The sequence below is a fragment of the Bacillus sp. FSL K6-2944 genome, from assembly GCF_038005385.1.
GTDB lineage: Bacteria > Bacillota > Bacilli > Bacillales > Bacillaceae_G > Bacillus_A > Bacillus_A cereus.
In genome coordinates, this window is sequence record NZ_JBBOTE010000001.1 from 1,078,847 (window position 1) to 1,092,252 (window position 13,406).

A 13,406-nucleotide genomic window follows, 5' to 3' on the forward strand; every position below is an offset into this window, starting at 1 on the left:
TTATAAATAGATAGTAAGACAATACAATATTACATTTAAATATTAAGAATTACAATGGGAAATTATGGTTTATAATTATTTCAACGAAAGTGGATATTTTACGGTTTTCATTATGCAAGTTTATTACATATATTTACTCTTTAATAATGAATATCGAACATAATTTAAAAAATAATACATATAATGTTTTTGAATAAATATTTAACATGGATAATTAGTAAAAAGCTGAGCATTCGATTGGAAAGGATGTTCTTTTTGTTGTGAAAATTTTAGGATAAAGAATGAATCGTTTTAAACGCATCATTTACCACATCAATAAATTAAGGTGGGGAGAATATATGAAAGTAATCTTTCAAGGAGAGGGCGGAGCGAAAATTTTTGAGTCATATGATGAAAATATAAGTGATTTATTAGTTATATTAAAAGAAACGAAAGGGATTAAAATTGGGATGGTTGAGTATAAAGTGTTAAAGTACGAACTTAATTATTTTCGTCATCCGAAAAAAGCGGATACAGAGAGAGAGTTACATATAATAGTACAACCTAAGTATATGTAATAAAATATAATAATAAAAATCACTGATTCAGTTTTGTAAAGTTCCATAGAGTATGTAAGAAAAGAGAGTGTTGTAAATGCTCTCTTTTCTTATGCTTTGTGAGTTCGTTCATCATAGTATATGTTTTCAGTTATAGATGGTTAATAAACGATAAAAATTTAAAACTTTTTCGTTTAGGCAGGGATTTTATATTTGAGTAAATAAATATACTATGAAGTATTTTTTATACGAATATTGAAGGAGTATAAAATGAGTTTAGCAAGTTACATAGGCTGTAATGTAGAAATTCCGTTAACGGATCCAGATTCTAATGATGTAATTGTTTTTGGACCGTGTTTTTCAGATGAAAGTATGCTTGAAATTGTACAAGATTATCAATTCCAAACAAATTACACATATGAGGTTTCAACTAATTGGGGAATTGAACTGGTCGAGTGGCAAAATGTAAAGGAAAAAAAGAAGCGAAAGAAAAACTTTTAACTTTATGCAAGATTATGGAAAGTTATTTGGAAGATGGAGATTATTTCGAATTATTTAGTTGTTGGGTTGGTGATGAAGATGAGGAACGAGTAGGGGAATTGAACTTAAAAATAAATCATTTTAATATAGATGAATTATGTATTCCAGAAAGAACATTAGTTAGGATAGAAAAATAAGCTTTGAATATTTTTTAGAAAAAGGCGATTTCACTTTGTGTGAAGTCGCCTTTTAGTTTTTATATGCATTTTATATAAGAAATGAAAAGTTTATTTGATAAAGGAAAAAATATGGAGATAAATAAAATTATGTTTTTTGTTAAGAAATAATAAGTATAGCTCTTCTCAAAGGAACGTAAGTTCGTGTATAATAAGAACGAATGTTCTTTTGAGAGGTAACCTAATTATAGTTTAGAAGTAAATTCGAGTTTAGTAAGTATTAAAAATAACTAAGGGATAGCATGAATAAATAAATGTATAAATGATCAAGGAGATAAAAAATGAACGATGTAAAGATACAAAAAGAAGAAAGAGAGTGGGTTCCGTTTACAGTAATGTCCGAACAACTTTTAAATATGAGAAAGATTATTGGAGAGAAATTAAAAGTACAAAAACCGCTTTTAACAAATGAAGCAAAAGAGAGGATTTCTGATAAATTATTAACGTCATTACTGTCTGAGAAAGAAATATTGGTAACATATTTTGAAGATGGTTACATATTAACAAGCTACATGACTGTTGTACATATCAATCCGGTAAAACAAATTGTAATTTGTACAGACGCCTTTTATAAAACTTACGTATTTAACGCTATGGATATTATTGAAATAATGTAAAAGAAGCTGAATATTAAATGGCAGCTTTTTTTATTTCTGATTTATGAGACAAATAATATAAGAAAAAGCAGCTAGCTTTGTGCTAGCTGCTGAGCCCCAGGGAAAGGGAGAAAAAGATAGGGTACTCCAAAATCGATAAGAGCTGTCAAACAGCCTGATTATAGTATAGACAAATTAAAATTTTCTATACAAAAAGTTGAACATAAGATTAGGCTGTACCCACTTGGTTTTGATCTGCAAGGTCAGAATCAAATGTATTGGTCGCGCTAACACCGCTAAAAGTATTAACAACAAAACCAACGTTTGATGCGCCGGAACCATTATAAGCTTTCGTATTTTCTTTCGGAGAAACGTTGTAGAAATCACCTAAGTTAAATGATCCATTACTATTTTGTACAACTAAATTTCCTACAACTGATGGCATAATTTTCACCTGCTTTATAAAAAGTTGTTAACATTACTATATGGAGTTATAGTCCAGATGGTTCATATAATAAAAATTGTGGAATAGTAAAACGTTTGGAGCATGGATTTCAATAAAAGTGTGTTAAAATTAATATAATAAAGTTGAGTAATTTTTTTAAAAATTTGTATAATCGATATATATGAAAATAAAGGAGGCAAAATGTAATGAAAGATATTATGAAAAAAGTTGATTTAACAGATGCCAAATCAAGTAATCTTGTTGCACTAATTTATAGTAATGAAGTTATATTAGTTGAAGACGCATTTTGTCCAAATGAAATAAAATTAAAGTTTAATGAAATTGCAATTTTATCTGCAATTAAAACAGCTCATATTGCGAAAGTGTCTATTAGGAAAGAACTTGAAGCGCTTTTTCATGATACGGGTGTTATATTAGTGAAACAAAATGTTGATTATGGTAGTAGCCAATCTATTACCATGCATTTTGAGCAATTTAAAAAGTTGCAAGATGAGATTGAACATTTAAATAAAAGTATGTAATAAAGCAGCTAAATAAAGGTTCTATCATAAAGGTGGAATGTGTTGTGTTGAAAAAGTGGTTTAAAAATTATTTGGGTGAATCGCATTGTAAACATAAATATATTTTTATTAAGATGCAGGATAATGAGGATTTTAAAAAAAGGTACATTAGGTGTAGTTTATATTTACCAGTGTGAGAAATGTGGAAAAGAGAAGTTGAAATGTAAAAACAATAATGAAATAAACAATGAATTTTTAGATATATAGCAAAAAGTAACCATGATGGTTACTTTTTTTGTTTATGTATACAATATCAAAACCATTACTAAAGTATGAGTTGAGTTAATACTATAGTAAATCGCTGAATAAAAATGAAGAGAGTAAGATATAGGGAAGGAGGATGAGAGAAATGAAGCGAAAAGAAATTAGTAAATCTGTAATTATTACAGGCGTGACACAAGGGTTAGGGCGTGCGATGGTTGATCGATTTCATGAATTAGGGTGGAACATATATGGTTGTGGACGTTCAAAAGATAAAATTGAAGAACTAAAAAAACAGTACAGTAAAATACATGATTTCCAAGTAATTGATGTTTCAGATTCTCAGCAAGTTAACAATTGGGCAAATTATATACTTAATACACATACAGCTCCCGATATGATAATAAATAATGCATCGATTGTAAATCAAAATGCACAACTTTGGAAAATTACGGCTCAAGAATTCGAAAATGTAATGAATGTAAACGTGAATGGTGTAGTAAATGTAATAAGAGCATTTGTTCCAGCGATGGTAGCTAGGAAAGAAGGAATTATCATTAATATGAGTTCTAGTTGGGGGAGAGAAGGTGAGGCTGAGCTTGCGCCATATTGTGCCTCGAAATTTGCTATTGAAGGTATCACTAAATCTATGGCCCTGGAATTACCCCATGGCATGGCTGTAGTTGCTTTAGATCCTGGAGGGAGTATTAGTACTCCAATGCTGAAGTCATGTGCGCCACAATATATAAATGAATCGCCTACACCTGAAACTTGGTCACATAAAGCAATTGAATATATATTGAATATAACAATAGATAAAAATGGAGATTCATTGACATGCCCAGCATGCATATAAAAAGCACCTTTAAGGTGCTTTTTATATTAGTAGCACATTATATCATTCACAAAATTACATCTAAAAAATAAAATAAAAGATTAAGGGTGAGATTTGTTTGTTTTGAAAGCTTTAGAAAATATTTAAATAGGTGATAAAAATGAATCCAAGCAGTTTAAAAGTGACAGGGGCATGGTTTCAAGTGGGAGGGAATCTTACAGCTGCTATTGGAACGACAAGAGGATTTATTGGAGAAGAGAAAGTTGAATCGGATCTTGTTATTGTAGGAAGCTCATTACAAGCCCTCGGATATATATTACAAATCATTGCGAGCAATTATGATGATGGGGAAGAAAAAAGAGAAAATCAAAATATAGGCTTAGAGAATCAAAGTAAATTACTTGATCAAATAGGAATTGAGTTATTAGCATTAGGCAATATATCAAATGTAATAGGAACATATTTTAATATAAATGAACAATTGAAAGAAAATGATTATCTTATCATTACAGGGAACAGTTTACAATCGATCGGTGCTTTTTTAGGAGTAGAAGCAGCTTTGTTGGATATAAATGTATTACAGAAAATTATTATACTGGGTAACTCCATGCAAAGTTTAGGGGCTGGATTACAAGCGTATCAAGGTGTTTCAAATGTATTGAAAGATGAGAGAGAAAATGAAGATAGTATTTTTGATAAGAAGGATGAGAGAATCATTGCACTCATTGGTATTTGGATACAAGCGATAGGAACGTTAATTTCTGCAATTGGAGTAACTGCAATAGAGGAAGAAAATAGGCTAGAAAACAATAAAAAGTCTGAAATACTTATTTAAATAGAAGGAGATACATTGATTTTAGAGGTAGGTTAAGATTAAAATGGTAGTAGGTTTTTTTGCGTATATTTTGAAAAGTGATATATAAAATACAAAATAAGGAGTTTTCAAGGGATGATGTATTTATTAGCAATTCTTCTTCCACCTGTTGCTGTATTATTTTGTGGAAAACCAATTCAGGCAATCATAAATTTCATATTAACATTAATATTTTGGGTTCCAGGAGTTATACATGCAATTCTTGTAGTGCATGATAAAAAAGCTGATCGGCGTTTGAAAAAACAAATTCAAGCATATGATGAAATTAATAAGAGGAATCGAAGATAATTCATCTGCAAAATGTTTTTAAAAGAAAGGAGGATTAACCTCCTTTCTTTTTTAGTGGTTGTTAAGTTTAGATTTTTGTGTGGCGGAAAGAATTTTTAATGTAAGTATTATGATAATAACTTTTAGATTGTGCATGTAATAGGCCAGTATAAATACTTTCTGGTACATTAAAGAAATCGTACATACCATTCTTTAATTGGATTCGCAAAATCATAGAAAAAGGATTATAACCAACAGCAACTATATTTTTTGAAATTACGGGAGATAGCTTCATCATTACGCAACTCCTCACTTTTCATTTTTAATACTTTTTTGTAGATGTTGAGGTTGTGATGTTGAAATCCTTATAATTTAAGAGGTATTATACTTATATGCAATATATTAAATGTTTGTTATACGTAATTATAAGGAAGTTCACACGAAGTACATATCGTTGTGCTATTTTTATTTCACCTTTGATTTATAAATAAGAAAATATTGACCATTTGAAAAAAAGGTATATTATTTATACGAGGTATTAAAAATTCACTTTTTACATTCTATGCTTCAAGGGGCAGCGTTATTAGGAAAAATAGAAGTGAAAATAGTTTGTATAAGAAGTATTCTAAAATTTATAATCTGTGAATTGGGAAAATATTGAATGCTCCAGGTCAATATACTTTCTTAATCAAATTTATTTTAGAAAGTGACCTCAATATTTTTAAGTAAATCAACGGGAGAATTGAAAGGCAGGAGAAAGTAACATGTCAGAAAATTATCGTTCTCGAGAGGAACGACGACAAGTTAAAAAGAAAAAACAACCAGCTTCTAAAACACAAAAGCCAAAAGGTAAAACATCATTCTTTCGCAAGTTTTTAATTACTTGTTTATTACTTGGTATTGTTGGTTTAGTGGCGGGGGTTGCTACCTTTTTCGTAATGATTAAGGATGCACCAAAACTTGAGAAAGCAAAACTTGTTAATCCGTTATCCTCAAAAATTTATGATAAAAACGGGGATTTGGTATATGAATATGGAAAAGAAAAAAGGACGAATGTTACGTATGAGCAAATACCTAAATTAGTAGAAAATGCATTTTTAGCGACAGAAGATTCACGTTTTTATGAGCATAGCGGAGTAGATTTTAAAGGTACTGCCCGTGCTGTTCTAGTAAGTCTTAAAGGGGATTATGGTTCTCAAGGTGGAAGTACGATAACACAGCAAGTTATAAAAAACTACTTCTTATCAATGGACAAAACACCAAAGCGTAAAGCGCAAGAAATATATTTAGCTTATAAGCTAGAACAACAGTATTCAAAACATGAAATATTAGAGATGTACTTAAATAAAATTAACTTAGGAAACCGTTCATACGGAATCGCAACAGCAGCACAAAACTACTATGGTAAAGAATTGAAGGACTTAACATTACCAGAAGTTGCGATGCTTGCTGGTTTACCGAAAGCACCGAATAACTATGATCCAACGAAAAAAGAAAATGTTCAAAAGGCAACAGAAAGAAGAAATGTTGTTCTAAACTTAATGAACCGACATGGATATATAACAAAACAGGAAATGGAAGAAGCATCAAAAGTTGACGTAGAAAAGGGGCTTAAGCCTGCAGCTCAACTACAAACAATGCCATACCCTGCATTTATGGATGCAGTTGTGAAAGAAGTAGAAAAAGAATTACCAGATGCTAATATCGGTTCTGACGGTTTAGAAATTTATACAACGTTAGATCCGAAAGCACAGAAACTTGCTGATAATATTTTAAATAATAATATCATTGATTATCCGAACGATAAATTCCAAGGTGCATTCACATTTATGGATACGAAAACAGGAGAAGTTCGTGCTATAGGTAGTGGCCGTGGAGAAAATAAAGCTGTATTTAAAGGGCATAATATGGCAATTGAATTAGATCGTGCAGCTGGTTCAACGATGAAGCCGATTTTCGACTACGCTCCTGCAATTGAATATTTAAAATGGGCTACGTACCATCAAATTGATGACTCTCCATTTAAGTATTCAACGGGACAAGAAGTACGAAATGCAGATAGAAGTCATATGGGTCCAATTACAATGCGTGAAGCATTAAAAATGTCGCGTAATATTCCTGCAATTAAAACTGCAAAAGAAGTAGGGATTAGTAAATCGAAAGAATTCTCTGAGAAACTAGGTATTACATTTAATACAGCACCGACAGAATCGACAGCGATTGGTACAAATGAAGTATCGCCAACTGAAATAGCGGGTGCTTATGCGGCATTTGGTAATGAAGGTAAATATACGAAACCGCATTTTGTTAAGAAAGTCGTTTATCCAGACGGTAAGTCACAAAGTTTTGGACAAAAACCAAAACAAGTTATGACAGATTCTACCGCATACATGATTACTGATATGCTTCGTTCTGTAGTTGCATCAGGTACTGGTACATCGGCAAATGTAGCATCTTTAGATGTAGCTGGTAAAACGGGTACGACAAACTATTCATCAAAGCAATTAGCTCAATATAAAATTCCAGAAAGTGCAACTCGTGATAGTTGGTTCGCTGGATATACACCGCAATATACGATGGCAGTATGGACTGGGTATATGAAAGATGGTAAAGACGAGTATATTAGTAGTAAAAATACGAAAATTGCACAGTTGATCTTTAAAGAAATGATGAGCGAAATGGCTACAGATAAATCACGCTTTAAAATGCCAAGTAGTGTTATTCAAGAAGGTAGTGAGCTACGTATAAAAGGTGAAAAACGTGATTCATCGCCAAATACTAGCGTACCGGATACAACGGAGCAACCAAAACAAGATCAACAGCAAAAAACTGAAGAAGAGAAAAAGCAAGAAGAATTAAAGAAACAAGAAGAACTGAAAAAACAAGAAGAACAAAAGAAACAAGAGGAACTTAAGAAGCAAGAAGAACAAAAGAAACTAGAAGAGCAAAAGAAACAAGAAGAACAAAATAATGGAAATGGCCAAGGAACGACACCTCCAGCAAATAACGGAGGAGGTCAAGGAAATACGACACCTCCAGCAAATAATGGAGGAGGTCAAGGAAATACGACACCTCCAGCAAATAATGGAGGAGGTCAAGGAAATACGACACCTCCAGCAAATAACGGAGGAGGTCAAGGAAATACAACTCCACCAGCGACCACACAACCAGAGACTGGCGGTAATGCAGGAGAGACCCCTGCTAATAATGGGCAATAAGAAAAATTTATAAAAAATATTAAAAAGCACTTAAGATTTGTGAAAATTACAATCTTAAGTGCTTTTTTCGTTTAAATGTAGTAGCTATGAAATGATGTGTTTTAAATGTTAAACGTACCATAAAAATTTTGAAAATAAATTGATGGGAAATGATAAAAGACTTGAGCCTGAGGTAGTGGAGCGTGGCTAGGATGATAAAAGGTAGTGCTACTTGGATGGGCACCATGATGCCAAAATGAAGGGGTAGCTTGACCTGGTGATTGGTATTGTTGCCAAATTGCTGGAAGTTCAATGCCGACATCGGAACTTGCTGTATGAACGGCGGGGGCATGTATTTCGGGTATCGAAGGAACCGCGACAGTTACTCTTGATGATAATACCCACATAAAATAATCACTCCTAAGTTGTGATAATAAATTAGTATATTCTTTTCACACGTATAAAGGTACATATATAGGACTTTCGTTTAAAATATGCGTACAAAGTCTTAAGACTAATGTAAGCTGATGGTGGACTATTTAATATGAAAAGATACGTCTATTTGCGGAGGGAAAAGAGATAAAAAAAATATACAATGAGGGTGTTAATCGTAATATTTTACGAGTGTATGGAGGTATTTTTATGGAACGATTATGGACGAAATCATTTATTCAAATGACTTTCGCAATGCTATTTTTATTTACAGGATTTTATTTACTTGTTCCAACGCTCCCGCTCTTTATTAAAGAGATAGGTGGCAATGAATCGCAAGTTGGACTTATGATGGGGATGTTTACAATAGCTGCTGTTGTAATACGACCGATTATTGGAGGAATGTTAGATCAATATGGTAGAAGATCCTTTATTATTTTCGGACTCATCTTTTTTGGCTTAACGATGTATTCCTATAATATAGCATCGACTATTGTCCTTTTAGCTGTTTTACGTGTTATTCACGGAGTAACATGGGCTGTTTCTACAACAGCTGTTGGAACAGCAATAACGGATATTATTCCAGATTCACGCCGCGGTGAAGGTATGGGTTGGTACGGGATGGCGATGACAATTGCAATGGCGATCGGACCTATGATTGGATTATGGGTTGTGCAAAATTATTCATTTGATGGTCTATTTTTATTAGCGACGTTGTTATCTTTTATGGCAGTCGTATTATCATTCATAACGAAGATCCCATTTACGCCACAAAAAGAAAAAGGGAAAATTCAGCTATTTGAGAAATCCGTATTAACAATCACGATGGTAGTATTCTTTTTATCGTTTGCATATGGAGGAATAACAACCTTTTTACCGTTATTTGCATCATCAATTCATGTAAACCCGGGAACTTTCTTTCTTGTATATGCAATTGCATTAACAATTGTAAGACCAATTTCAGGGAAACTATTAGATAAGTATGGAGAAGTATTCATTATACTTCCAGCATTATGTATTACTATTTTAGCTATAGTTGTTTTAACTATTTCAAATGGTTTGATAGGTGTAATTATCGCAGCAACATTATACGGTATTGGATTTGGTTCAGCGCAGCCAGCTTTGCAAGCGGCAATGCTTACAATTGTCGATCCGAGTAAAAGAGGAGTTGCAAATGCTTCATTTTTTACAGCGTTTGATTTAGGAATCGGGTTAGGTGCTATTTTACTTGGAGTTGTTTCACAAATGTTTGGTTATCGTATTTTATTTTCAGGGAGTGCAATTTCAGCATTGATAGCCTTAATTATTTTCGTCTTCTTTGTAAAACAACGATTAGGAAAAAAAGAGTTTGCGTAAACTGGAGGAATAAAGATGAGAATTTCAATTGATCGTAAAGCTCTGCAATGGTTCCAGGAAGAATTACGTATAAAGCACGGTGCATCTGTACGTTTTACTGTAAGGTACGGAGGAGATAGTTCAATTCAGCCCGGATATTCTTTAGGGGTTGTTGCTGAGAAACCCGATGGCGAAATAGTGTCAGTTGAGAAGGAAGGTATTATATTTTTTGTAGATTCTGATGATCTTTGGTATTTTCAAAACTATGATTTATTTGTAAGTTATCATGAGGAAATGGAAGAAATTCAATTTAATTATGTAAAATAATAACTTTATTAAAAATGAATAAGTTTTATATAAAAATTATATTTAAGAGATAGTGAAATAAATATCATATAGTAACGAGCTGTATTTATGTACAGCTCGTTTTTTCTATTTCTCAAATAAAATTAGAATAATTGTATATTTGGCGGTGTTATATGAAAAATCTTTATATCTTGTTTTTGAAAATACGCAAAGAAGTCTATCCTTTCTTTATAAAATATAAGAATTATTTTCAAAAAATTGTATTGTTACAGTAAGAAAAGTGTAGGAAACTTATCATTATAAAATAAATTGAAATCTTCCAAAAACTCTGATACATTGAAATAGAAATGTAGTTTCACAATATTGTAAAGGCTTACAGTTATGTGCACGAAGATCTATTAGGATTGGAGGAAATAATGATGAAAGCTGAAGAGAAATTTTCCCCGGGATTAGATGGTATAGTGGCAGCGGAGACGAAAATCTCGTTTCTTGACACAGTAAAAGGTGAAATTGTAATTCAAGGGTATGACTTAATCGAACTCTCAAAAACAAAAGAGTATTTAGACATTGTGCACCTTTTATTGGAGGAACACCTACCGAATGAAGATGAAAAAGTAACACTTGAAAAGAAATTAAAAGAAGAATATGCAGTACCAGAAGGTGTATTCAACGTACTAAAGGCATTGCCTAAAGAGACGCATCCCATGGATGGATTACGTACAGGTGTGTCAGCGTTAGCTGGTTACGATAATGATATCGAAAACCGCTCGTTAGAAGTGAATAAAAGCCGAGGGTACAAGCTGTTAAGTAAAGTGCCAAACATTGTAGCGAATAGCTATCATATTTTAAATAATGAGGAGCCAATTGAACCTCTTAAAGAATTATCTTATAGTGCGAATTTCTTCTATATGTTAACTGGTAAAAAACCAACTGAACTTGAGGAAAAGATCTTTGATCGTTCCCTTGTTTTATATAGTGAGCATGAAATGCCAAACTCTACATTTACAGCTCGCGTTATTGCATCAACACAATCAGATTTATACGGTGCTTTAACAGGTGCAGTTGCATCTTTAAAAGGAAGTTTACATGGCGGTGCAAATGAAGCGGTTATGTACATGCTTTTAGAAGCTGGTAATGTTGAGAAATTTGAAGAGTTATTACAGAAGAAACTATATAACAAAGAAAAAATTATGGGCTTTGGACACCGTGTTTATATGAAAAAGATGGATCCAAGAGCACTTATGATGAAGGAAGCTTTAAAACAGTTATGTGATGTAAAAGGTGATTATACACTATATGAAATGTGTGAAGCTGGAGAAAAGATTATGGAAAAAGAAAAAGGAATTTATCCAAATCTTGATTATTATGCAGCTCCAGTATATTGGATGCTAGGTATTCCAATTCAACTTTACACACCAATCTTCTTTAGCTCTAGAACAGTGGGGTTATGTGCGCACGTTATTGAGCAACATGCAAATAATCGTTTGTTCCGTCCTCGTGTAAATTATATTGGCGAGCGACATGTACTTAGTAAATAAGAACAACTGGGGAGTTGTTAGCGCCGCCCGCCAGATGGGTGTTTGACCGACACCCATCATTAATAATAACGAATTTTCGACAGAAAGGGAAGAATAGCATGATTAAAACAAATGAAATTAAGCAAAAAGATGCATTATTAGAAGAGATTACCGATTATGTATTAAATAAAGAGGTTACTAGTGCAGAAGCATTCAGTACAGCTCGTTACGTATTACTTGATACACTTGGATGTGGAATTTTAGCACTGCAATATCCAGAATGTACGAAATTACTAGGACCAGTTGTGCCAGGAACAATCGTGCCAAATGGTACACGTGTACCAGGTACGTCTTATGTACTAGATCCAGTAAAAGGTGCATTTAATATCGGATGTATGATCCGTTGGTTAGACTATAACGATACTTGGCTTGCAGCAGAGTGGGGACATCCATCTGATAACCTAGGCGGAATTTTAGCAGTTGCAGATTATATTAGCCGTGTTCGTATTTCAGAAGGAAAAGAAGCTTTAAAAGTACGTGAAGTATTAGAAATGATGATTAAAGCACATGAAATTCAAGGCGTGCTTGCTTTAGAAAACAGCTTAAACAGAGTTGGTCTTGACCATGTATTATATGTAAAAGTAGCAACAACTGCAGTAGTTGCGAAAATGCTTGGCGGAACACGTGAAGAAATCTTTAATGCATTATCACATGCGTGGATTGATAATTCTAGTCTTCGTACATATCGTCATGCTCCAAATACGGGCTCACGTAAATCATGGGCTGCAGGTGACGCAACGAGCCGCGGTGTTCATCTTGCAATGACTGCTCTAAAAGGTGAAATGGGTTATCCAACAGCATTATCTGCGCCAGGATGGGGATTCCAAGATGTATTATTCAATAAACAAGAATTAAAATTAGCAAGACCACTAGAGTCATATGTAATGGAAAATGTATTATTTAAAGTGTCATATCCAGCAGAATTCCATGCACAAACGGCTGCAGAATGTGCAGTGAAGTTGCATCCGGAAATTAAAGAGAGATTAGATGAAATTGACCGTATTACAATTACAACTCATGAATCAGCAATTCGTATTATTGATAAAGAAGGTCCATTAAATAACCCAGCTGATCGTGATCATTGCTTACAATACATTACGGCAATTGGTTTATTAAAAGGAGATATCGTTGCAGACGATTATGAAGATGCAGTAGCAAACGATCCACGTGTAGATGAATTACGTAATAAGATGGTTGTTGTTGAAAACAAACAGTACAGTTTAGATTACCTTGACCCGAACAAGCGCTCAATCGCCAACGCTGTTCAAGTTCACTTTAAAGATGGCACAGTAACAGAAAATGTGGAATGTGAATATCCGCTTGGTCACCGCTTCCGTAGAGACGAAGCAATTCCAAAAGTTGTTCAAAAATTCACTGCAAATATGGCAGGTCATTATTCTAGTAAGCAACAAGAACAAATTCATGAAGTTTGTTTAAATGAAGAAAAACTAGAAAATATGAATGTAAACGAATTTGTAGATCTATTCTTAATTTAATAATAGGGGGGA

Annotated in this window: 14 protein-coding genes and 2 pseudogenes; 13 read left to right on the forward strand and 3 right to left on the reverse strand. The window is 33.0% G+C overall.

Translation table 11 applies throughout. The annotated features are described in order from the left end of the window. Positions 1 to 338: 338 nt before the first annotated feature. From MHH55_RS05635 to MHH55_RS05645, 3 genes and pseudogenes are all read left to right on the forward strand, one after another. Positions 339 to 557, forward strand: coding sequence for a hypothetical protein (locus MHH55_RS05635; RefSeq protein WP_000864275.1), 219 nt, complete (start codon positions 339 to 341; stop codon positions 555 to 557). A 249-nt stretch (positions 558 to 806) separates the two neighbouring features. After that, a pseudogene (locus tag MHH55_RS05640) lies at positions 807 to 1,213 on the forward strand (hypothetical protein). A 320-nt stretch (positions 1,214 to 1,533) separates the two neighbouring features. Next, the gene (locus MHH55_RS05645; RefSeq protein ID WP_002024004.1) at positions 1,534 to 1,869 is read left to right on the forward strand and encodes a YolD-like family protein; all 336 of its coding nucleotides are present in this window, start codon (positions 1,534 to 1,536) and stop codon (positions 1,867 to 1,869) included. Between the two features lie 208 nt (positions 1,870 to 2,077). Here MHH55_RS05645 and gerPF read toward each other — a convergent pair whose 3' ends face one another. Next, positions 2,078 to 2,293, reverse strand: coding sequence for a spore germination protein GerPF (gerPF, locus tag MHH55_RS05650; protein WP_001141569.1), 216 nt, complete (start codon positions 2,291 to 2,293; stop codon positions 2,078 to 2,080). Between the two features lie 206 nt (positions 2,294 to 2,499). Here gerPF and MHH55_RS05655 point away from each other — a divergent pair, with 206 nt between their 5' ends. From MHH55_RS05655 to MHH55_RS05675, 5 genes and pseudogenes are all read left to right on the forward strand, one after another. Continuing rightward, positions 2,500 to 2,835 (forward strand): hypothetical protein, encoded by a 336-nt coding sequence (locus MHH55_RS05655; protein ID WP_000651907.1) that lies wholly within the window; start codon positions 2,500 to 2,502, stop codon positions 2,833 to 2,835. A 44-nt stretch (positions 2,836 to 2,879) separates the two neighbouring features. Beyond that, positions 2,880 to 3,081, forward strand: a pseudogene (locus MHH55_RS05660) (hypothetical protein). 142 nt (positions 3,082 to 3,223) lie between these two features. After that, positions 3,224 to 3,931, forward strand: coding sequence for an SDR family oxidoreductase (locus MHH55_RS05665; protein ID WP_000823062.1), 708 nt, complete (start codon positions 3,224 to 3,226; stop codon positions 3,929 to 3,931). 139 nt (positions 3,932 to 4,070) lie between these two features. Then, positions 4,071 to 4,745 carry a DUF6944 family repetitive protein gene (locus MHH55_RS05670; RefSeq protein WP_001070038.1) on the forward strand — a complete coding sequence of 225 codons (675 nt, stop codon included), beginning with the start codon at positions 4,071 to 4,073 and terminating at the stop codon, positions 4,743 to 4,745. A 114-nt stretch (positions 4,746 to 4,859) separates the two neighbouring features. Further along, positions 4,860 to 5,072, forward strand: coding sequence for a YqaE/Pmp3 family membrane protein (locus tag MHH55_RS05675; RefSeq protein WP_000990233.1), 213 nt, complete (start codon positions 4,860 to 4,862; stop codon positions 5,070 to 5,072). A gap of 67 nt (positions 5,073 to 5,139) precedes the next feature. On the opposite strand, the gene MHH55_RS05680 is transcribed toward MHH55_RS05675, so the two are convergent. After that, entirely contained in the window at positions 5,140 to 5,349 is a 210-nt protein-coding gene (locus MHH55_RS05680; RefSeq protein WP_000977081.1) for a KTSC domain-containing protein, read from the reverse strand. Between the two features lie 466 nt (positions 5,350 to 5,815). Between MHH55_RS05680 and MHH55_RS05685 the strand changes: the two genes are divergently transcribed. After that, complete coding sequence (locus MHH55_RS05685) at positions 5,816 to 8,269, forward strand: transglycosylase domain-containing protein (protein WP_025686728.1); 2,454 nt, start codon at positions 5,816 to 5,818, stop codon at positions 8,267 to 8,269. Between the two features lie 101 nt (positions 8,270 to 8,370). Here the strand turns inward: MHH55_RS05685 and MHH55_RS05690 are convergent, their stop codons facing one another. After that, positions 8,371 to 8,655, reverse strand: a complete 285-nt coding sequence (locus MHH55_RS05690; protein WP_000270101.1) for a hypothetical protein — start codon at positions 8,653 to 8,655, stop codon at positions 8,371 to 8,373. 235 nt (positions 8,656 to 8,890) lie between these two features. On the opposite strand from MHH55_RS05690, the gene MHH55_RS05695 reads away from it, so the two are divergent. The 4 genes from MHH55_RS05695 to prpD all read left to right on the forward strand — a co-directional run bounded on the left by MHH55_RS05695 (position 8,891) and on the right by prpD (position 13,394). Further along, positions 8,891 to 10,036, forward strand: coding sequence for an MFS transporter (locus tag MHH55_RS05695; RefSeq protein WP_078187882.1), 1,146 nt, complete (start codon positions 8,891 to 8,893; stop codon positions 10,034 to 10,036). Positions 10,037 to 10,051: 15 nt separating this feature from the next. Next, positions 10,052 to 10,342, forward strand: coding sequence for a HesB/YadR/YfhF family protein (locus tag MHH55_RS05700; RefSeq protein ID WP_001222841.1), 291 nt, complete (start codon positions 10,052 to 10,054; stop codon positions 10,340 to 10,342). Positions 10,343 to 10,737: 395 nt separating this feature from the next. Continuing rightward, positions 10,738 to 11,859: a citrate synthase gene (mmgD, locus tag MHH55_RS05705; protein WP_002041090.1), complete on the forward strand. Its 1,122-nt coding sequence runs from the start codon at positions 10,738 to 10,740 to the stop codon at positions 11,857 to 11,859. A 98-nt stretch (positions 11,860 to 11,957) separates the two neighbouring features. Then, positions 11,958 to 13,394, forward strand: coding sequence for a 2-methylcitrate dehydratase (gene prpD / locus MHH55_RS05710; protein WP_000598123.1), 1,437 nt, complete (start codon positions 11,958 to 11,960; stop codon positions 13,392 to 13,394). The last annotated feature ends 12 nt before the right edge of the window (positions 13,395 to 13,406 follow it).

Coding starts and splice junctions, on each gene's coding strand:
- MHH55_RS05635 (WP_000864275.1), top strand. CDS start 339: ATGAAAGTAATCTTTCAAGGAGAGGGCGGAGCGAAAATTTTTGAGTCA.
- MHH55_RS05645 (WP_002024004.1), top strand. CDS start 1,534: ATGAACGATGTAAAGATACAAAAAGAAGAAAGAGAGTGGGTTCCGTTT.
- gerPF (WP_001141569.1), bottom strand. CDS start 2,293: ATGCCATCAGTTGTAGGAAATTTAGTTGTACAAAATAGTAATGGATCA.
- MHH55_RS05655 (WP_000651907.1), top strand. CDS start 2,500: ATGAAAGATATTATGAAAAAAGTTGATTTAACAGATGCCAAATCAAGT.
- MHH55_RS05665 (WP_000823062.1), top strand. CDS start 3,224: ATGAAGCGAAAAGAAATTAGTAAATCTGTAATTATTACAGGCGTGACA.
- MHH55_RS05670 (WP_001070038.1), top strand. CDS start 4,071: ATGAATCCAAGCAGTTTAAAAGTGACAGGGGCATGGTTTCAAGTGGGA.
- MHH55_RS05675 (WP_000990233.1), top strand. CDS start 4,860: ATGATGTATTTATTAGCAATTCTTCTTCCACCTGTTGCTGTATTATTT.
- MHH55_RS05680 (WP_000977081.1), bottom strand. CDS start 5,349: ATGATGAAGCTATCTCCCGTAATTTCAAAAAATATAGTTGCTGTTGGT.
- MHH55_RS05685 (WP_025686728.1), top strand. CDS start 5,816: ATGTCAGAAAATTATCGTTCTCGAGAGGAACGACGACAAGTTAAAAAG.
- MHH55_RS05690 (WP_000270101.1), bottom strand. CDS start 8,655: ATGTGGGTATTATCATCAAGAGTAACTGTCGCGGTTCCTTCGATACCC.
- MHH55_RS05695 (WP_078187882.1), top strand. CDS start 8,891: ATGGAACGATTATGGACGAAATCATTTATTCAAATGACTTTCGCAATG.
- MHH55_RS05700 (WP_001222841.1), top strand. CDS start 10,052: ATGAGAATTTCAATTGATCGTAAAGCTCTGCAATGGTTCCAGGAAGAA.
- mmgD (WP_002041090.1), top strand. CDS start 10,738: ATGATGAAAGCTGAAGAGAAATTTTCCCCGGGATTAGATGGTATAGTG.
- prpD (WP_000598123.1), top strand. CDS start 11,958: ATGATTAAAACAAATGAAATTAAGCAAAAAGATGCATTATTAGAAGAG.